The sequence below is a fragment of the Nonomuraea sp. NPDC049269 genome (genome assembly GCF_043197155.1).
Classification (GTDB): Bacteria; Actinomycetota; Actinomycetes; order Streptosporangiales; family Streptosporangiaceae; genus Nonomuraea.
In genome coordinates, this window is record NZ_JBICSO010000007.1 from 686,615 (window position 1) to 706,040 (window position 19,426).

Consider the following 19,426-nt stretch of genomic DNA (forward strand, 5'->3'; position numbering starts at 1 on the left):
AAAGGTTCACTAAACGGGCAAGGGGGGCGTATGCGGGGGCCGTTGGTCGTCAAACGGGCGTTCAGCGAGCCGCTGCTGTTACTGGCCGCGTTCGGGTCGATCCTGCTGGCCACCACGACGCTGGTAGCACTGACGATGTACGCCTCCACCATCGCCGAGGTAGGCGTGCGCCGCACGATGGAGACCGCGTCGCTGGGCCAGGTGGCCGCCACCATCGCCACGCCCGTCAACACCGAGACGTTCCCGGCGCTCGATCGGGCGATCCGCGCCGAGCTCGCCAGGGCCTACGCGGGCGCGCCCGCCGCCATCACGACCGCCTTCCGCTCCGACTCCTACGTCCTGCCGGGCCAGGAGCGCCGCAAGACCCCCGAACTGCTCAGGTTCGGTAGCTATGACGGCCTCGACACCCACGCCAAGCTGATCTCCGGCACCTGGCCGGGAGCCGGAAGCGACGTCGTCGAGGCCGCGATCTCGCTGTCGGCGGCCTCGGCGAGCGGCCTCAAGTCCGGTCAGGAGATCACCACCGAGGGCCGCCTCGACCACAAGGCGGTCAAGGTCCGCATCACCGGCGTCTTCCAGCTCAACGACCCGTTCGGCGACCGCTGGACCGGTGAGCAACTGCTCACCAGGGGCGTCGAGACGGGCGAGTACACCACCTACGGCCCGCTGATGGTCCCCCGCCAGACGTTCCTGAGCCGCTTCGCCACGAACGTCAACGCCACCTGGACCGCGGTCCCCGACCTGCGCACGCTGTCGCCGGAGCAGCTACGGCCGTTCGCCGGCCGGGTGAGCGAGCTCCGCGACCGGCTGCGGGCGAACGGCTGCGCGAGCTGCACCGCCACCAGCCGCCTGCCGGAGATCCTCACCCAGCTCGGCACCGCCGCCCTGGTGGCCCGCTCCACCATGCTCATCCCGGTGCTCCAGCTTCTGCTGCTGGCCGCGTACGCGCTCATGCTCACCGCCCGCCTGCTCGCCGACCACCGCCGCATGGAGGTGGCGCTGCTGCGCTCGCGCGGCGCGGGCACGCTGCGGCTGGCCGCGCTGGCGGGTGGCGAGGCGCTGCTGGTGGCCGTCCCGTGCGCGATCGTCGCGCCGTTCCTCGGCCCGCCGCTGCTGGCCCTGGTCAACGCGCTGCCCTGGATCAAGGCCTCCGGTGTACGGCTGGCGCCCTCGGCCGATCTCGGCACGTTCGCGGTCTCGATCGGCGTGGCCCTGGCCTCGGCCGTACTCCTCATGCTGCCGGCCCTCGCGGGCGCCCGACGTAGTTACGTGGAGGAGCAGTCGACGCGCGGCCGGAGCGGCGGGCGCGGGCTGATCGAGCGGGCCGGGGCGGACCTGGCGCTGCTGCTGGTCGCGGCGCTGGCCATCTGGCAGCTGCGGCGCTATGGGGCGCCCGTCACCGCGACCGCCGCCGGCGACCTCGGCATCGACCCGCTCATCGTCTCGGGCCCGGCGCTGGCGCTGCTCACCGGCGGCATGCTGGGCCTGCGCCTGGTGCCCCGCGTCTCGAAGCTGGCCGAGCGGCTCACCGCCCGGCGGCCCACGCTGGCTCCGGCGCTCGGCGTCTGGCAGGTCAGCAGGCGGCCGCTCAGGTACGCGGGGCCCGCGCTGCTGCTGACCATGGCCATCGCGATCGGCATCGTGTCCATGGCCACGGCCGCCACCTGGCGCGGCTCCCAGGAGGACCAGGCCCGTCACCAGACCGGGACCGACCTGCGCATCTCCGGGCCACCGGACGGTCCCGAACTGGGCACGCTCGGGCGGGGCACCGCGTTCGCGGCGCTGCCGGGCGTCACAACGGTCTCCCCCGCCTTCCGCGGCCAGGTGGACCTCAGCGGCGAGGACGCGGTCCTGCTCGGTCTCGACGCCGGCAAGCTCGACCGGCTCCTCCAGTTGCGGCCCGACCTGTCGGCGCGGTCGGTCGGGGAGCTGGCGCGGGAACTGCGCTCGGGCCGGGCACGAGGTGGCCCGCTGGAGCTGCCGGGCAGGCCCACCACGCTCATGGTACGGGCCCACGCCGACGCCGAGGTGCCGCTGCGGATCATGATCTCGGACGCGCTCGGCGTCTGGCGCGAGCTGTCCCTGGGCCGGCTCCATCGGGGCGACAACCAGATCGACCTGGATCTCGGGGCGTCGGCCGGGCGGACCGGGAAGATCGCCTATCCGCTGTCCGTCCGCGGCCTGGTCGCCAATCCCCCCGAGAGCGGCGACGCGCAGGTCACGGTGACCGGTCTGAGCCCTGGCGACGCGATTTCGCTGAAGGTGACCGGATCGCGGCCGGCCGTGGTCGCCTTCGGCGAGCCGACCGGTCCGCTGCCGGTGGTGCTCACCACCGACCTGGCCGCCTCGCTCAAGCTCTCGCCGGGCCAGGTGAGCCGGGTCAGCCTGGATCGGCAGGTCGTCGAGGTCAAGGTCGCCGGCCTGGTCGATCGCATGCCGACGACCGCCGCGGACCAGCCGGCCGTACTGGCCGACTGGGGCACCCTCCAGGCATACGGCCTGGCGGCGGGACAGATACCCAAACCGGCCACCGAATGGTGGCTCGCCACCGACGGCGGCGACACCGAGCCCGCGCTCGCGGCGCTGAAGAAGCGGCCGGAGTGGAACGTCACGGCCGTCGACCAGCGCGAACTCGCCGGGCGGCTGCGGGACGACCCGCTGGCCAGCGGGCTGCAGGGGGCGCTGATCCTGGGCTTCGTGGCCGCGCTGGCGTTCGCGGTGCTGGGCTTCCTGGTGAACGCCAGCGTCGCGGCCCGGGAGCGGATGGCCGAGTTCACGATCCTGCGGGCGCTCGGGGTGAGCTCACGGCAGGTGTTCGGGATGCTGGCGATCGAGCAGGCGTTCGTCATCGGGCTGTCGCTGGTGGCGGGCACGGCACTGGCGGTCGTCGTGGGCGTTCTGGTCGTGCCGCACATCGTGCTCACCGGGCAGGCCGCGGCGGTCACGCCCGACGTGCTGCTCGACATCCCATGGGCGGCGACCGCGGCCATGCTGGCGCTGGTGGCCGCGCTGCTGCTCGGCATCGTCGCGGTGCTGGCCCGCAACCTGCGCGGGCAGGGTGGGGAGGACTTGTGAGGATCCTGGTGCTCGCCCGGGTGCGGCTCGGCGTGGTCGCCGTGCTGTCCCTGCTGACGTTGAGCGCCTGCCTGCTCGTGGCGGGGCTGCCGCGGGTGCTGCAGGGCTCGTACGACGACGCGCTTCACGGGGCCCTCCAGAAAGCGTCCGCGTCGCAGGCCGACCTGACCGTACAGACCCAGACGCGCGGGCAGCAGGCGGATCTGCGCGACCCCGGCCAGTTCTCCACCAAGGACGCCAGGCTCCGCTCGCTCCTGCCGCCGCGGCTGCGGCCGCTGGTCTCGGCCACCGGCCCGATGAGCGCGAAGACGTACGACACGCCGGTCTACCAGTCGAACGGGCTCACCTACATCAACCTCGCCTGGCTGTCCGACGGCGACCGGCGGGTCGAGTGGATCGACGGCCGGGCGCCGGGCAAACCGGGTGTCCTTCGCTGGAACGGGTCGGAGATTCCGCTGTTCGAGGTGGGCATCGTCGACGAGGCCCGCACCACGATGCCGCTGGAGGTCGGCGACGTGCGGATCCTCGGCGAGAGCAACCAGATCGCCGCCAAGGTCGTCGGGGTGTTCAGGGCGAAGGATTCCGCCGCCCGTTACTGGAGCCACGACGTCGACGTCCTGCACGTCACGCAGGTCCAGCCGCCCGGCAAGCAGGAGATGGAGCGGCGCACGACCGCGCTGATCCCGGCTAGCGGCCTGGCCGTTCTGAGCGGCGCCACCCGCAACCTGGTCTACAGCTGGATCCTCCCGGTCGATCCCACCGCGCCCGCCTCTCTCGACGTGCCCGAACTGAGCGCCGCCGTCGAGGACTACGGGCGGTTGATCCCGCTGCAGCTGGCGGGCAACGGGAGCCCGTACGAGCTGGCGACGGATCTGCCGGGGGTGCTGGCCGGGTTCGGGACCGCGCTGGGCGCCGCGCAGACCGTGATGTTCCTGGTGCTCGGCGGCCTGCTGGTCGTGGCGCTCGGGGTGCTCGTGCTGGCCGTACAACTGCTGATCGAGCGGATCGACCACCCGCTGGCGCTGGCACGGGCGCGCGGCGGGTCGCTGCGGCAGGTGGCGGGGACCGGCGCGGCGCTCGTCGCGATCGCGGTGGCGCCCGCGGCGCTGGCCGGATGGGCGCTGGCCTTCCTGGTGCCGGGGCCGGTGCCGTGGATCGCCCATGCCGGGCCCGCTCTCGTGCCGCTCACGGCGGTCGGTTACGCGGCCGCGCGGCTGGCCGTGACGCACCGGACGCCGCTGCACGAGCGGCGCGACGACGTGGCCGCCGCCCGCCCATCGGCTCGGCGGATCACGCTGGAGGTGCTGGTCGTCGGCCTCGCGCTGGCCGGCGCGTACCTGCTGCGCACCCGTGGCCTGACGACCGGCGGGCAGGACCCGTTCCTAGTCCTCGTACCGGTCGCGCTGACCGTCGCCGCCGCGCTGATCACCATCCGCTGCTATCCCCTCCCCCTCAAGCTCCTCGTACGCCTGGCCGCCCGCGGCCGGCTCGCCGTGCCCTTCCTGGGCCTGACCAGGGCGGCCCGGGCGCGATCCGCCAGCGCGCTGCCGGTGCTGATCCTGCTGCCCGCGCTGGCCGTGTCGGTGTTCGGGGCGGTGATCTCCGGCGGGCTGTCGGCCACGCAGCGCCTGGCGTCCTGGCAGAGCGTCGGCGCGCCGATCAAGCTGACCTCACCCGTGGAGCTGCCTCCGGACGCCATCGAGCGGGTGCGTAAGGTACCCGGCGTGCGGCTGCTCGTGCCCGCGCAGACCGCCAGCGCGCAGCTCGGCTACAGCGGCGAGCGGGCCCAGGTCATCGCCGTCGACCTGGCCCAATGGCGGCGACTGCTGGACGGCGCGCCGATCAGCGTGCCCGCCCTCGCCTCCGGAACCTCCGGGATCCCGGTGTTGGTCTCCCACGAGCTGCGCGGGCGCGGCACGTTCGAGATCGGCTGGTACGAGCGGATGAAGGTCACCACGGCCGGCGAGATCGGCGCGCTGCCCGGCTTCTACCCGAGCGGCAAGTTCATCGTGCTGCCGTTCGAGACCAACAAGCGGCCCGGCGTCAACACCCTGCTGATCAAGGGCGACGCAGATCCGGCGGCCCTGCTGGCGGCCACCGGCCAGCCGGCGGCCGAGCTGACCTCGCAGGAGCGGGCCCTGGCCGCGATCGAGGACGACCCGCTGACCGGTACCGTCCAGGACGTCCTGCTCATCACCACCGTCGCGCTGGCGGTCTACGCGCTCATCGCCGTGGTCGTGACGCTGGTGATCGGCGCGGCCGACCGGGCCAGGGCGCTGTCGTTCCTGCGTACGCTGGGGCTGTCGGACCGGCAGGCGCGGGGCCTGACCGTGCTGGAGATCCTGCCGCTGATCCTCATCACCTCGCTCGCCGGGCTCGCGCTCGGCCTCGGCCTGCCCCCGGCGCTCGGGCCCGCGATCGACCTGTCCGCCTACACCGGTGACCTGACCGTCGGCGGCTACTCCGCCGATCCGGTCATGCCGGCCGTCCTGGCGGCCGGGCTGGCCGCCGTCGCCGTGCTCGGCGTCTACGCGCACACCGCCATCAGCCGCCGCCGCAACCTCGGCGCCGTACTCCGAGTGGGTGACCTCACATGAGTCCTACGTTGTCCGAACTGGAGGCCAGGGCCGCCGAGCAGAAGGCCGCCTTCGGCGCCGACGCGCACATCGTGTGCGACAACCTGGTCCGCATCTACAAGACCGAGGGCGTCGAGGTGGTCGCCCTGCAGGGCCTCGACCTGCTCATCCAGAAGGGCGAACTGGTCGCCGTCGTCGGGGCCTCCGGGTCGGGCAAGTCGACGCTGCTGAACGTCCTGTCCGGCCTGGACGTGCCGACGGCGGGGGTGGCCCGGGTGGCGGGCACGGACCTGCTGTCGATGACCGCGAAGGACCGGCTGCGTTACCGGCGCGACATCGTCGGGTTCGTCTGGCAGCAGACCGCGCGCAACCTGCTCCCCTACCTGACCGCGCGCGAGAACGTCGAGCTGCCGATGAAGCTGGCCGGTAAGGCCCGCCGGGGCCGCGCGGCCGAGCTGCTCGACCTGATGGGCGTCGGCTCCTGCGCCGGCCGGAAGGTGCCCGAGATGTCCGGCGGCGAGCAGCAGCGGGTGGCCATCGCCGTCGCCCTGGCCAACTCCCCGCAGCTCGTCCTGGCCGACGAACCCACCGGCGAACTGGACAGCGAGACATCGGAGGAGGTGTTCGGTTCGCTGCGCAAGGCCAACGGTGAGCTGGGCGTGACCGTGGTGATCGTGACCCACGACCCGCTGGTGTCCGAGCGCGTCGACCGGACGATCGGCATCCGCGACGGGCGTACCAGCAGCGAGACCCTCCGCCGCGAGGGCGTCGCCGAGGAGTACGCCGTGCTCGACCGTGTCGGGCGGCTGCAACTGCCCCGCGACTTCATGAACGCCCTGGACATGGAGCGCCGGGTGCGCCTCGAACTCGAATCCGACCACATCGGCGTGTGGCCGGCCCGGGAGGAGCCCTCCGATGAGCAGTGAGCCCTTGGTCGTCGTCGAAGGGGTGCGCCGGGTCTACCGGAGCGGGCCGAAGGAGGTCGTGGCGCTGCGGGAGGTGTCGTTCTCGGCGTACCCCGGCGAGTTGATCGCCGTCCGCGGTCGGTCGGGGTCCGGCAAGACGACCCTGCTGAACCAGATCGGCGGGCTCGACCGGCCCGACGCCGGGCGGGTCGTGGTGGCCGGGGCCGAGGTCACCTCGATGTCCGAGGACGACCTGCTGGCGCTCCGCCGCGACGTGGTCGGGTTCGTGTTCCAGTCGTTCGGGCTGATCCCGGTGCTGTCGGCGGCCGAGAACGTCGGCGTGCCGATGCGGCTGGCCCGCACGCCGGTCGCGGAGCGAGATGCGCGGGTGCGCCTGCTGCTCTCCCTGGTGGGGCTGGAACAGCACGCCAACCAGCGGCCGTACGAGCTGTCGGGCGGGCAACGGCAGCGCGTGGCGATCGCCAGGTCGCTGGCCAACCGGCCCCGGCTGCTGGTCGCCGACGAGCCCACCGGGCAGCTCGACTCGCAGACGGGGCGGCAGATCATGGAGCTGCTGCGGGCCCTGGTACGCAGCGAGGGCGTCACCGCGCTCGTCGCCACCCACGACCCGAGCCTCATCACGCTGGCCGACCGGGTGCTGGAGATCAGCGACGGAGTTCTCCGGGAGACTCCGCCGCTGGATGGGGCTCTTCCGGCTTCGAAGCCGGCAGGCCGGTGATCGCGGCCAGGTTCGCCCCGGCCACGGCGACCGCTCCCGCCACCAGCAGCCCGGTCATGCCCACGAGCCCCGCGAGCGGCGCCGCGACGGCCAGCCCGAACGGCCGCGACGCGAACGAGATGAGCTGATCGAAGGCCCGCACCCGCCCGATCGCGCCCTCGGGGATCTCCTCGGCGACGACCGTCTCCCACAGCGGGCTGAGCACCCCGAGCCCGAACATCGCCACGAAGTAGGCCACCGCGATCACCACCGCGTTCGCCGCCACCGCCAGCGCCACCAGCGGCAGCAGGTACAGCGCGGCGGCCACCTGGACGGCGACCAGCGGCCTGCGGATGGGCAGCCGCGGCACCACGAACACCCCCGCCACCAGGCCGACCGTGCCGCACTGCACGATCAGCACCCAACTGGCCTCACCACCGAGCTGCTTGACCGCGGTCAGCGGGCCGAGCGTGAGGAACAATCCGGCCATGAAGTGCCATACGCCGTGACCGAGCACCGACTTCAGGAACCACGGCCGCGTCCTGACTTCGCGCCAGCCCTCGGCCAGGTCCTTCGCGAACGTGGCCCGAGGTTTCGTGGGCTGCTCGGCCGTACGGACTCCGCCCAGGGTGAGTGCCGAGCAGGCGAACAACACGGCGGTGAGCAGCGCCGCCCACCCCGGGCCCGCCACCAGCACCACACCGCCCGACAAGGCCGGGGCGAGCACGCTGGACGCGCTCGTGGCCACACCGAGGCGCGCGTTCACCCGCAGCCGCTCCGGGCCCGGCACCACGGCCACGACCAGCCTCGGCACGGCCGGCATGCCGAACGCGATCGCCACCCCGGCGACGGCGGACAGCACGGCCAGGTCGAGCACACGACCCGCGCCCATCAGCAGCTCGATCCCCATCGCGGCCTGGGACAGGCCCCGGACCAGGTCGGCCACCAAGGCCACCCGCTCGGGCCGGAACCTGTCGGCCAGCACCCCGCCGACCGGGAGGAGCAGGAGGAGGGGGATCATCTCGCAGGCCAGTACGGTGCCGAGGGCCTCGGCCGAGCCGGTGGAGCGAAGGACGGCGAGCGTGAGGGTGGTAGGGATCAAGGCGGTGGCCAGAGCGGAGATGGCTCGGCCGATCAGCAGTCTCATGGAGGGTGAGATTAATTCGCTGGCTAATGTTTCGTCAACAAAATACTTGCTGGCGTACGATTGGTCCGTGGACTCGATGAACGCGGCCGGCGCTGAAGACTCTGTTGATCGGCACCTGGCTCGGTGGCGGGGCAAGGCGCCGTACGACGAGCGGGTGGAGGGGGTCGTGACGCGCATGCAGTTCCTCGTCAAGCACCTGCGTCAGACGAAGGAGACGGCGCTGGCGCAGGTGGGGATGCAGGACTTCGAGTTCGAGACGCTGCATCGGCTGGTGGCCGGATCCGGCTCGGCGACGCCTTCGGAGCTGGCCGCGGAGCTGATGCTGTCGCCCGCGGGGATGACCGGCCGCCTCGACACGCTGGAGAAGTCGGGCCTGATCCGACGTCTGCGCAGCACGGACGACCGGCGCCGGGTCGACGTGGAGCTGACGGACAAGGGGCACGAGCTGTGGCTGGAGGCCATGCGGATCCGGGCGGAGGTGGAGGCCGGGATGGTGTGCGCACTGGATCCGGCGGAACAGGCGGTCCTGGACGGCCTGCTCAAACGGCTCCTTGTGAATGTGGAAGCCAACCGTTGACCTGAGGAAAGGCCCGGGACGCGGAGGCGGCGAGCCTCGTGTTCACGTTCTTGATCTTCGCGGTGTGGTGCTGGGCCCGGTAGATGGCGAGTGCCTGGTTCCAGGCTCGGGCGGCTTCGGCGTGCCGGCCGAGGGCGTGATAGGTGTCACCGAGGTGGGAGAGCGTCTCGGCCTCTTGGCTGGTGTTGCCGTTCTCCCGCCGCAATCTCAGGGCTTGGTGGTAGTAGTCGAGGGATCGGGCGTGCTGACCGGTGTGACGGGCGATATAGCCGAGGCTGTCGAGGACCGCCGCCTCGCCGACCCGATCACCATGACGGCGGAGCAGGGCCAGGGCCTGCTCGCAATGAGCCCGGGCATTGCCGAAGTCGGCGAGCAGCGCTTGGTTCCAGCCCAGGGAATTGAGCGCGTTGGCCTCCGCCACGTCGTCGTCGAGGTCCTCGTACAGTCGCAGCGCCTGCTCCAGCTGGAACAACGCCCGCTCATGCTCGTGCTGGTCTCCCCAGGCGATCCCGAGCGAATGGCGAACATACGCCTGGCCGGCGATGTCTCCGGATCGCTCGTACAGATCGAGGGCTTCGGCGAAATGGGACTGGGACTCCTCATGCAGCCCCGCTCCGGCGCAGGCTCGGCCGAGCATCTGGTGGACCAGGGCATGGACGGCCGGACCCGGCAGGTGCTCAGCGGCGCTTGACGCGATCCGCCAGGTCGAGACGGAGTTCTGGAGCAGGTTGTGGCGTTGGTGGAAGGTGTTGAGCGTCCAGGCCAGTTGCCACACGGCGACGTGCAGATCATGCTTGACGGCCAGTTCCTGAACGGCGAGCAGGCCGGCGTGCTCGGCTCTGAACCAGGCCTGCGCCGCCGCCGCGTCGGCCAAGGCGTGCGGGAGACGAGCAGGAGCCGGCGGATCGAGTGCCCTGGCGCCCAGACGGTAGGGGGAGATCAGCCGGTCGGCCGCGTACGACGTGTGCAGGAAGAAGGCCACCAGACGACGCACCGCGGCGGCACGGTCATCCACGCTCAGATCGAGGATCGCGCGTTCGATGGCGTAGAGGCGGACGAGGTCGTGCATCCGATAGCGGCCGGGCACGTGCTGATGCAGCAGATGGGCGGTTTCCAGCGTGCGCAGGAGCGTGCGCGTACGAGAAACGGGTTGGCCGATGAGGTTGGCGGCGGCGAGCAGGCTGATGTCGGGGCCCGGCACCAGGCCCAGATAGGCGAAGGTCTCGGCTGTCTCAGGGGCCAGCACGCGATAGGAGGAGCCGAACACTTCCCGTAGGTCGGTTCTGACCTCTTCGGTGCGCAGAGCGTCCAATCGGGTGGTCTCCGCTTGGAGTTCTTCAGCCAGCGCGGCGAGGGAGAGGCCTTCGTCGACGATGGCCCGTGCGGCGACGATGCCCAGGGCCAGCGGCAGTCCGGCGCACGCTCTGATGATGTCGTCCGCCGCCTCGCGTTCGTCCGCTATCCGGTCTTTCCCGAGGCGGTGTTTGAGCAGCTCGCCGGCCTGAGCGGCGGAGAGCGGCGCCAGTCGCAGCAGTTGGGCGCCCTCGGCCGCGATCAGGCCGGTGAGCACGGTCCTGCTGGTCACCAGAGTGAGGCTTTCCGGCGATGGAGGGAGCAGCGGGCGTACCTGATCGGGCTCTCGGGCGTTGTCCAGGAGGATGAGGACCCGCTTGCCGGTCAGTAAGTTGCGATAGAGCATGATCTGCTCGTCGAAGGCGGACGGTATCCGGCTGTGGGGCGGCTGGAGGAACCCCAGCAGGATCCGTACGGCCTCCGTCTGGGAGAGGGGCGTCGCGGCGGAGCTGAAGCCCTGGAGGTCCACATAGAGCTGACCATCGGGAAAGCGTTCACGTACGCTGTGGGCCCAGCGCACGGCGAGTGAGGTCTTCCCGACCCCGCCGGCGCCGCTGATCACGCAGGTCGCGGCGGCGCGCGGCGGCTCCTCCTCGGCGCGGGGAAGGAGCTCGTCCAGAGTGGCCAGTTCGGCCTGCCTGCCACTGAAATGCCTGACGTCTGACGGGAGCCGACAGATCGGCGTCCCCGGTGCGGTCCCGTTCAGCGGAACGGTGCCGGCCAGGATCGCGGCCTGGAGCTGTTGGAGTTCCGTGCCGGGTTCGAGGCCCAACTCGTCGATGAGCACCGACCGGGCGTGCCGGAAGGCTTCGAGGGCCTTGTCACGTTGTCCCGCTCGTGAATGCGCGAGCATGAGTAATCGCCAGGCGCTCTCGCGTAGTGGCTGCTCGGCGAGGAAGAGGCGGAGGTCTTCGATCACCTCCATGGGCATGCCGAGGGCGAGCTTCGCTTCGGCCCAGTCCAGTCTCGCCGCGGCCAGCCGTTCCTCCAGTTCGGCCACGCGGGCGAGGACGGGACCGGCGAGCTTGGTGCCTTCGGCGGGTCTCCCCCGCCACATCGACAGAGCTCTTTCGAACTCGCGGACGGCCGCGCGGACGTCGCCCTGCTCGGTCCTGTCTCGGGCCAGCCGTACCGCCTGCTCGAACTCCAGGAGATCGAGCTCTTCGGTGGCCGCCGCGAGGATGTAGCCCGCTTCCTCCGTCAGAAGCCGCGCGCCGGTGGGCAGTGCCCTGCGCAGCTGCGCGACATGGGTGTGCAGGTTGGAGATGGCCGAGGCGGGAGGGTCCTCCCACAGTGCCGCCATCAGCCGCTCTTGGGACACCAGCGTGTTGACGTTGAGGAGCAGGCTGGCGAGTACGGCGCGTTGCTTGCCGCTCAGCTGAACCTGCCGCCCATCGGGCCAGCACACCCGCACTGGCCCCAAGACTTTGAAAATCGCATCAGCCATGTCCTGCTCCTCTCCGTTGGTGCCCGGTTCTTCGCCTCGGAAGGGCGGTCGGGCTGCGGGATCAGCTGCCGAGGATGTGCAGATCGTTGACGGTGTAGGACAGCGAGGCGCGGAAGCCCATGCCGGTGCGCGTGGGCGCCAGCGCGTCGAGCTCCTCGCCGCGGGCGGGCAGGAAGGACAACTCGCCGGTCCCCACCCAGGCGTTGTCGATGCGCGGGTTGTCGAAGACGGCCATGACCAGCTCGTGTACGGCGGGCTCCTCGTGCTGGCCGGAGGTCAAGCGCGGGAAGTGGCGCAGGTTGACCGTGGGCCTGGTCAACAGCGCCGTCGCGTCGGGCACCGGCTGGCCGAGGGTGACCAGGGCCTCGGCGATGCGTTGCCCGGCGGTCGAGGCGGTGGCGGCGAACCGGCCGCCCGGACCGGCCTGTGGTGTGGCCGGGCCCTGCGCGGCGAAGGTCCTGGTCTGGTGGACGGCCCCGAGCTTCTTGGGGAAGCCCTGGATCCATCCGCGGGCCAGGGCGGCATCGTTGTCGACGTAGATGTAGGGGCACCAGGCGACGGGCTTGTCCTGCCAGAACGCGTCGATGAGCACCATGAACTCGCGGTACTGGCTGCGTACGGGGTCGAGGTAGTCCTGGTCGGCTGCGGAGAACTGCCAGTCGATGAACATCGCGACCCCGCGGCCTGACGGGTCCGGGTCCAGCCCCTGCGGCAGGGACGCGGCCGCGGCCTCAGGAGCGGCCCAGAACTCCACGCCGAGCACGTCGCCGGCGTAGTGCCAGGGCGGCGCCGGGGCCAGGCCGGCCTCGCCGCGCGGGGACAGGGGAAGGGTGTAGCCGTGCAGCATGAGATCTCCCAAATGGGACGATACGTTTCGTTTCATTTCGAGCGTAGCGCGATTTGCCGAAGAATGAAACGGGTCGTATCGTTTCGTTTCATGGAAAATGTGACCACTGCCGAGCCATCGGGGCCGCGTGCGGCCTCCCGGATCCGTCAGTCCGCACGCGCGGTCCTGGCCGAACGCGGCTATGCGGACCTCACCGTCGAGGCGGTCGCGGCTAAGGCGGGCGTGGGCAAGTCGACCATCTACCGGTGGTGGCCGAACCGGGAGGCTCTGCTGGCCGACGCGCTGGCCGAGGTCTTCAAAGGTGACGAGATCCCGGATCTCGGTGACACCCGGGCCGAGTTGCGCCTCGCCGTGGACATGACCATCGACAACTACGCGGACGCCGACCTGGCGATCGCCGTGCCCGCACTGGCCGCCGACCTGGCACGCAGCCCTGAGTTGCTGGCGCGCTTCCGTGAGACGTTCCTGTTGCGCAAGCGCGACAACATCGCCGTCGCCCTGCGCCGCGGCATCGACCGTGGCGACCTGCCCGCCACCCTCGACACCGGCTTGGTTCAGGACCTGTGGGCGGGCACCATCCTCTACCGCAGGCTGCTGAGCGGCTCCCCCTTGGATGACGAGCTCGCCGAACGCCTGGTCCAACTGGTCTTCGACGCCTCAGCGACGCTGAGTTCCTGACCATGGGGCGGGTCCATGCGCTCACGCCGGGCGGCCCCCGCCCGCCCGTGAAATCCGGCCGCTCCAGGCGTCCATGAGATTCACCGCATCAGGCATATGTGAGAGCCGCCACGTCGGGCGCCCGTGAGAGCCGCCACGTCGGGCGCAGGAGAAGACCTCTGCGTCAGGCGTGCCGGAGTTTCCGGAAGAAGGTCGTCAGCTCGTCCTGGAGGAGTGCGGGCTCTTCGATGGGCAGGAAGTGGCCGCCTGTTCCGGGTTCGCTCCAGTGCCGGATGTCCGGGCAGGCGCGCTCGGCGAGCGTCCGCGGAAACCCCGCCAGCACCGGCTCGTGGCTCAGCGTGATCGCCGTCGGCACGGTGATGGCCGGCCGCGCGGAGTTGTGTTCGAAGTCGAAGTATTGCCGGAACGAGGTGCCGATCGAGCCCGTCGCCCAGTAGAGGGTGAGGACCGTCAGCAGGGTGTCGCGGTCGAACCGCGTCTCCACGTCGCCCTGACAGTCGCTCCAGTCCCGGTACTTGTCGACGATCCACGCGGCCAGCCCGACCGGCGAGTCGAGCAGAGCGGCGGCGATGGTGTCGGGCCGCGTGCCCATGATGGCGCTGTAGCCGCCGTCACCCTCGTCATAGACGGTTTCCGCGTCGATGAACGCCTGCTCCGCCGCCGACAGCGGCGGGTCCTCCATCGAGGCCGGGAACGGCGGATGGATCAGATGAATCCCGATCACCTGCTCCGGATAAAGCGCCCCAAGCCACCCGGTCGCCGCCCCGCCGATGTCACCGCCGAACGCGCCGTAACGCTCGTACCCCAGGACCTCGGTCATCAAGGCGTGCAGTGTCCGCGCCATCGATGCCCTGGTCAGCGGCTCGGCAGGCAGGTCAGAATAGAGGAAGCCGGGCATGGACGGGATCACCACGTCGAACGCGTCGACCGGATCTCCCCCGTATCGCCCTGGATCGGCGAGCCGTGCCGCCAGCGGCAGCATCTCCACGAAGCTGCTCGGCCAACCATGGCTCAGCAGCAACGGCATGGGCGCGGGCCCGTTGCCGGGGATCTTCAGGAAGTGCGTACGCGTGCCGTCGATGTGGGCCATGCCGTGCGGCAGGGCGTTCAGCTCCGCCTCACGTGCCCGATAGTCGAATCCATCGGCCCAATAGCCGATCAGGTCCCGCAGATAGCCGAGATCCACGCCGCCCTGCCACGCCGGCCCACCCGCCGGGTCGCCGAACCGAGTGTTACGGAGCCGACGGCGCAGATCATCGAGCACGTCGTCCGGCACGTCGATCCGAAACGGCGACCAGGTCACGCTTCCTCCACTGCTCAGGTTGTCATGGCTAGCGGCCGGTGCGGCTGGCGACGATCACCTGCACCGTGTGTTCAAGAGCGTACGCCGGGTCGGCTCCGCCGCCCTTGACCTGCTCATCGGCGTCGGCCACCGCCTGGATGGCCCGTGACAGGCCTTCCGGGCCCCAGCCGTTCAGCTGCCGCTTGACGCGGTCGATCTTCCACGGCGGCATGCCGAGATGGCTCGCCAGCTGCCCGCCCCTGAGGTTGCGCGGCGCTCCGCCGACCTTGGCCAGGCCCCGCAGCCCTCCCGCCAGCGCGCTCACCAGGAGCACGGGGGCCACTCCGGTGCCGAGCGCCCAGCGGAGCTGCTCCAGCGCCTCGGCCAGCCGCCCCTCAACCGCCGAATCGGCCACGTTGAACCCGGTGACCTCCGCCCGGCCCTTGTGATAGCGGGCCACGGCCGCCGCGTTGATCGTCTTGTCTTCCGTGTCGAACACCAGCTGATTGCACGCCGCGGCCAGCTCCCGCAGATCGTTGCCCACCGCCTCGAGCAGCGCCTGCGCGGCATCGGGTGAAATGCCGCGCCCCGCCCGCTTGATCTCGTTCTTGAGGAAGTCGAGCCGTTCGCCGGCCTTGGTGACCTTGCTGACGGTGACGACGCTCGCCCCCGCCTTCTTGACCCCGTCGACCAGCGCCTTGCCCTTCACCCCACCCGGGTGGACCAGGACGAGCACGGTGTCGTCGGAGGGGTGCGCGGCATACTTCACGACCTCCGCGATGACGTCCTTGACGAGATCCTGCGCGGACCGGATCACCACCACCGAACGATCACCGAACAGAGACGGCGAGGTCAGCTGGGTCAACTCCCCCGGCGTCACCTTCCCGCCGATGAGATCGTGCACGTCCGCGCCGCCGTCGGCCGCCCGCGCCGCCGCGATCACACCGCTGACCGCCCGCTCGGCCAGCAGCTCTTCGTCACCGACGACCAAGGTCACGAGTGCTGGATGGGTTCCCGCCATGTCGAGCAGCATGCCATGCGCCACCGACAAGCCGGTACTCGACGATCCACACGCCCGCACGTTCGAGTCTGAGTGCGATAGACGGCCGGCTTCAGCCGACCCGGCGGGCGACGTACAGAATCCGGTCGTGGTCGTCCTCGTCGGCCGGCTCCCGCGCCGACGTCCCCACCAGCCCGTAAGCAGCCACGACGCACAGCCCGGCCCGCTCGGCCACGCGGCGCACCGTCCGGTCGGAGTGGTGCCGCTGCACGTGCTGCATCGACACCCGCTCCCAGCCCGCGCCGGCCCGTTCGAACAGGTCGAACTGAGTGACCACGACCGCGTCGGCCTCGATCCGCGGGGACACCGCGAACCAGGCCACGTACCGGTCTCCCTGGTCGACGACTGCGGGGACGCTGAACGTACGCCGGTAGTAGCCGATGGTGTTCAGGTCGAAGACCAGCACCCCGTCCTCAGCGAGCTGATCGCGCGCGGCCGCCAGCGACCGCCGCAGCTGGTCTGTAGTGGTCAGGTACGTCACTGGCACATCCACGCAAGCGACCACGTCGAAGCCCGTCAGCCCGGGCGGGGGCTGCTGCAGCCGTCCCACCAGGAACCGGATCCCCTCGGCGCCAGGCCGGCGCCGGGCCATCGCCACCATCGCCGGGGACAGGTCGTAGCCGGTCACCTCGAAGTCCCGCTCGCGAAAGGCCACGCTGCTGCGGCCGGTACCGCACCCGGCGTCCAGCAGCCGCCGCCCGCCCGGCCCGTACCGATCCACCGCCTCCACGAAGCGGTCTACCAGTCCGGCGGTGTCCATCCGCGCGTTCAGCTCGTCGTACCGGACCGCGATGCTCTCGTACGCCGCCAGCGTCTCATCCACATGCGCCATGCGCGCCTCCTGAGCTCACGTATCCCGTCGGCCGCGCCACGTCGGGAGCCGCGCCGGGCTGTTGGCCCGGCACGGCCGACGGGATACGGCTTACCAGATGAACCATGCCTGCCGGTTGATCCGGCGGCTGGTAACGCGGCGCAGCAGCTTCCTCACGTGGCTCACCTCCTCTCTTGGTGACCGATGGTGGTCAAACCTGGCGTGGGATCCGGCGCAACTGGAACGGCGGAGGGGTGATGATGCCCGCCACGTGGGGGTATCCGTGGCCGCCCCGCACCTCCAGACGGGCGCCGTCGGTCACGGCGGCGAGCAGCTCGGTGGCCAGGGTGTGGGCGACGGCGGCGCCGGCGCAGGTGAACGGGCCGCCACCGAACGGAAGGTAGGGCCCGCGAGGACCGGGGCCGTCCCACCGGTCGGGCCGAAACCGGGTGGCCTGCGGCCATTGCCGCTCGTCGCGATGTAACAGGTAGGTGCAGACCGACACGCTTTCCCCGGGCTCCAGCCGCACGCCGCCGACCTGATGGGCGCGATGTACCGGGCGGCCCAGCAGCCACGCCACCGGCCACAGCCGCAGCGACTCTCGTACGGCTGACTCTGCGGGCACGGCCGCCAGGTCGACGCCGTGGGTCGCGGCCGCCAGCAGCGCCCAGGCGACCACGTGGCCTACCGGCGCCACCGAGGTTCGGAACAGCAGCAGGTATACCTGGGCGACCTGCGCGGCAGGCGTATCGGGCGGAGTTACCCTGAGCATGGCGTCCAGCAGGTCGCCGGGCCCGCCTGGTTGTGGCCCGGCCCGCCGGATGAGCACCTCGCCGGTGACCGCCCGCACCACGCGCGCCCCCAGCGCCCACCGCGCCGCGCGCGCCAGCCGGCCGCTGGGACGGATCAGGACATCGTGCCGCATCACTTGCGTCATCAGCTCCCGCAGGGCTGGCGAGCTGTCCGGGCGCAGCAGCGCCTCTGCCAGAAACCGGTGCACGGCGGCGCGTCCGGCCGAGGGCCACTCGCTGACCTCCCCCAGCTCCGCCACGACGGCGGGCAGCCGCTCGCGGTGCGCGGCCAGGTGGGCGCGCAACGTCGCGCGGGCCGCCCGCCCGATCGCGACCTGCGGCGCCCGCGGTCCCAGCCGGCCGCCGCGGACGTGGAAGAAGTCGGACACCTGGTCGTAGTTGCCCTCCTCGTCGTGCAGCACCCGCAAGGCCTCCACCGGATCGGCCACGCACAGCGATCCATCGTCGGGCAGCCGGAACACTGTGCCCCGCTCACGGGCCGCCTGTTCGACGAACCCCAGCGGGTCCCGGCGGTACCACCGCGCCGCCCCGCCGCCGCCCGCCCACGGCAGGCTCCCGCCGGGAGCGGCCCGATCCGGTTCTCCGACCGTCGTCATCCCCACCTGCCCAATGCCATCCGTGATCGCGGGTGTACGCGCAGGTGGTGCCGTTCGCGTGTCCCGGCAGGAGAGCGGCGTCACCCGCCGCCTCTCCAGGCCTGCCTGTGCGCGGTAGCGGCGGCAAGAATGGCGATAGTTTATCGCCATCGACTGCCATTGTTGATTATCAAGTGGACAAAGGGGAGTGTCAATACTGTTCTGACAGGATTTGCGGAATGCCATGGCGAGAGCATTTCGAGAATTATGTGAGTGCCGAAATTGCCTCTCTGTTCTACCCGGGGCTCTCTGAACTTCGAAGCGTGATTGTGAGCACACGCTTAATGAAGCCGAGCAGTCGCTTCACCAGCGGAGCGTCTGTGTGAGTGACGCCCGATTGCGGGTTCGAAACCTGCAGGGCGCGCTTCCATAACCAGAAGAAATTCCGCCTCGGCCTGCGGCAATGCCTGCTCCGCGGTATTCGGCCGGCGTCGGCGGCAGGCCCAGGAGTGCCACCGCCGACGGAATACACGGGGAACGATCCCGCCTCCGAGACCGCCTCTCGCCTGGGCGGGGCCATGTGCCGGCGGCCGAACTCTCGGCGAGTCCCGTCGCCCGAAACACCCTTCGGCGGCGGCGCGCATCCCTGCCGCCTCCGCTTCCGGCTGCGTTCTGCAGGGCAGACGAAAGCACAGATCAGGCGCGATCAGACGGCGCATCTCACGCTTCTTGACGGTGCCCCTAATTCGTGGACCGACATGGCGAACGGGAAACCGGAGAACGTGATCGTTCCGAAGATACGGGAACTCCCGCCAACAGAACCAAGAAATCCTGGCGACCCCGCATATTGACCTCTCCCTCGTCGCCATCTACCGCCGGTGGTCGCACACTGAGAGACCTTTAGTGCGACTTTGTGTCGCCATCGCGAGTCTCGCCGGCTGCTCCGGCGCTCTCTGTGAGACGAAGGAGGCATGACTGATTTGGTCATCCACCCCTCGCAGCAGGGGAGGAAGACCTCTTCGAATCCTTGCCCGATCCCGGGCTGGTCGGCTTTCCTGGCCGGCTCGAATTCCGCCCCGAGTCCGACGGATCACGCTAGGGACCCTGGCCCTGCTGCGGCACCCCGAGCAGCTGGTCCTCCTCCGTGACGGCGACGATCCGTGCGACCCGTCCGTCTTCCCCGACCCGGACCGGCTCGACCTCCAGCGCAACGCCCAGCTCCACGTGAGTTTCGGGTACGGGGCGCACCAGCCCCTGGCGCGGATGGAACTGCAAGTCGCCTACCCCGCCCTCCTGCGGCGGATCCCCACCCTGGCGCTCGCCGCCGCGGTGGAGCAGATCCCCTTCACGCACGACGGGTTCGTCTACGGAGCCTACGAGCTGCGCGGGTAGCCACCGCGCAACTCGTCCAACGAGAGGCGCAACTGCCCGGTCCAGGCTTCGCCGCATGATTGAGTTACGGCGTTGACGCCGCTATGCGGGCCCCCTTACCGATGCGGGAGGTGGGCGCTCTGCTGGACGCCCGCGCAGGAGTGTCGTCAACCATCTGCCGAGCCGGGCACT

15 protein-coding genes are annotated in these 19,426 nt (G+C 70.8%); 7 read left to right on the plus strand and 8 right to left on the minus strand.

Translation table 11 applies throughout. The annotated features are described in order from the left end of the window. The first annotated feature begins 30 nt into the window (after positions 1-30). Genes ACGFNP_RS38785 through ACGFNP_RS38800 form a run of 4 tightly spaced genes read left to right on the plus strand, consistent with a single transcriptional unit; the run spans position 31 to position 7,295 of the window. The gene (locus ACGFNP_RS38785; protein ID WP_393327334.1) at positions 31-3,075 is read left to right on the plus strand and encodes an ABC transporter permease; all 3,045 of its coding nucleotides are present in this window, start codon (positions 31-33) and stop codon (positions 3,073-3,075) included. Next, entirely contained in the window at positions 3,072-5,672 is a 2,601-nt protein-coding gene (locus ACGFNP_RS38790; protein WP_393327337.1) for an FtsX-like permease family protein, read from the plus strand. Before ACGFNP_RS38785 ends, ACGFNP_RS38790 begins: the two co-directional genes overlap by 4 nt. Further along, entirely contained in the window at positions 5,669-6,577 is a 909-nt protein-coding gene (locus ACGFNP_RS38795) for an ABC transporter ATP-binding protein (protein ID WP_358336382.1), read from the plus strand. The genes ACGFNP_RS38790 and ACGFNP_RS38795 overlap by 4 nt, the downstream gene beginning before the upstream one ends. Beyond that, positions 6,567-7,295 (plus strand): ABC transporter ATP-binding protein, encoded by a 729-nt coding sequence (locus ACGFNP_RS38800; protein ID WP_358336379.1) that lies wholly within the window; start codon positions 6,567-6,569, stop codon positions 7,293-7,295. Before ACGFNP_RS38795 ends, ACGFNP_RS38800 begins: the two co-directional genes overlap by 11 nt. Here the strand turns inward: ACGFNP_RS38800 and ACGFNP_RS38805 are convergent. Next, the gene (locus ACGFNP_RS38805; RefSeq protein WP_358336376.1) at positions 7,222-8,421 is read right to left on the minus strand and encodes an MFS transporter; all 1,200 of its coding nucleotides are present in this window, start codon (positions 8,419-8,421) and stop codon (positions 7,222-7,224) included. The two genes, ACGFNP_RS38800 and ACGFNP_RS38805, sit on opposite strands and share 74 nt — an antisense overlap. 76 nt (positions 8,422-8,497) lie before the next feature. Between ACGFNP_RS38805 and ACGFNP_RS38810 the strand changes: the two genes are divergently transcribed. Next, a complete protein-coding gene (locus tag ACGFNP_RS38810) occupies positions 8,498-8,998 on the plus strand; it encodes a MarR family winged helix-turn-helix transcriptional regulator (RefSeq protein ID WP_393327529.1) in 501 nt (166 codons plus the stop codon). Here ACGFNP_RS38810 and ACGFNP_RS38815 read toward each other — a convergent pair. Together ACGFNP_RS38815 and ACGFNP_RS38820 are read right to left on the minus strand one after the other, a co-directional pair. Further along, entirely contained in the window at positions 8,961-11,798 is a 2,838-nt protein-coding gene (locus ACGFNP_RS38815; protein ID WP_393327341.1) for a BTAD domain-containing putative transcriptional regulator, read from the minus strand. The genes ACGFNP_RS38810 and ACGFNP_RS38815 overlap by 38 nt on opposite strands. A gap of 61 nt (positions 11,799-11,859) precedes the next feature. Next, positions 11,860-12,645, minus strand: coding sequence for an acetoacetate decarboxylase family protein (locus tag ACGFNP_RS38820; protein ID WP_358336370.1), 786 nt, complete (start codon positions 12,643-12,645; stop codon positions 11,860-11,862). A 90-nt stretch (positions 12,646-12,735) separates the two neighbouring features. Here ACGFNP_RS38820 and ACGFNP_RS38825 point away from each other — a divergent pair, with 90 nt between their 5' ends. Then, positions 12,736-13,323, plus strand: coding sequence for a TetR/AcrR family transcriptional regulator (locus ACGFNP_RS38825; RefSeq protein ID WP_393327344.1), 588 nt, complete (start codon positions 12,736-12,738; stop codon positions 13,321-13,323). A gap of 163 nt (positions 13,324-13,486) precedes the next feature. On the opposite strand, the gene ACGFNP_RS38830 is transcribed toward ACGFNP_RS38825, so the two are convergent. The 5 genes from ACGFNP_RS38830 to ACGFNP_RS38850 all read right to left on the minus strand — a co-directional run bounded on the left by ACGFNP_RS38830 (position 13,487) and on the right by ACGFNP_RS38850 (position 19,087). After that, positions 13,487-14,626 carry an epoxide hydrolase family protein gene (locus ACGFNP_RS38830; RefSeq protein WP_393327347.1) on the minus strand — a complete coding sequence of 380 codons (1,140 nt, stop codon included), beginning with the start codon at positions 14,624-14,626 and terminating at the stop codon, positions 13,487-13,489. A gap of 28 nt (positions 14,627-14,654) precedes the next feature. Continuing rightward, positions 14,655-15,638, minus strand: a complete 984-nt coding sequence (gene holA / locus ACGFNP_RS38835; RefSeq protein ID WP_393327532.1) for a DNA polymerase III subunit delta — start codon at positions 15,636-15,638, stop codon at positions 14,655-14,657. A gap of 79 nt (positions 15,639-15,717) precedes the next feature. After that, a complete protein-coding gene (locus ACGFNP_RS38840) occupies positions 15,718-16,497 on the minus strand; it encodes a class I SAM-dependent methyltransferase (RefSeq protein WP_358336362.1) in 780 nt (259 codons plus the stop codon). Positions 16,498-16,687: 190 nt separating this feature from the next. Then, positions 16,688-17,884 (minus strand): cytochrome P450, encoded by a 1,197-nt coding sequence (locus ACGFNP_RS38845; protein ID WP_393327350.1) that lies wholly within the window; start codon positions 17,882-17,884, stop codon positions 16,688-16,690. 1,074 nt (positions 17,885-18,958) lie between these two features. Next, positions 18,959-19,087 carry a hypothetical protein gene (locus tag ACGFNP_RS38850; RefSeq protein WP_393327353.1) on the minus strand — a complete coding sequence of 43 codons (129 nt, stop codon included), beginning with the start codon at positions 19,085-19,087 and terminating at the stop codon, positions 18,959-18,961. Between the two features lie 39 nt (positions 19,088-19,126). Between ACGFNP_RS38850 and ACGFNP_RS38855 the strand changes: the two genes are divergently transcribed. Then, the gene (locus ACGFNP_RS38855; protein WP_358336353.1) at positions 19,127-19,255 is read left to right on the plus strand and encodes a hypothetical protein; all 129 of its coding nucleotides are present in this window, start codon (positions 19,127-19,129) and stop codon (positions 19,253-19,255) included. The last annotated feature ends 171 nt before the right edge of the window (positions 19,256-19,426 follow it).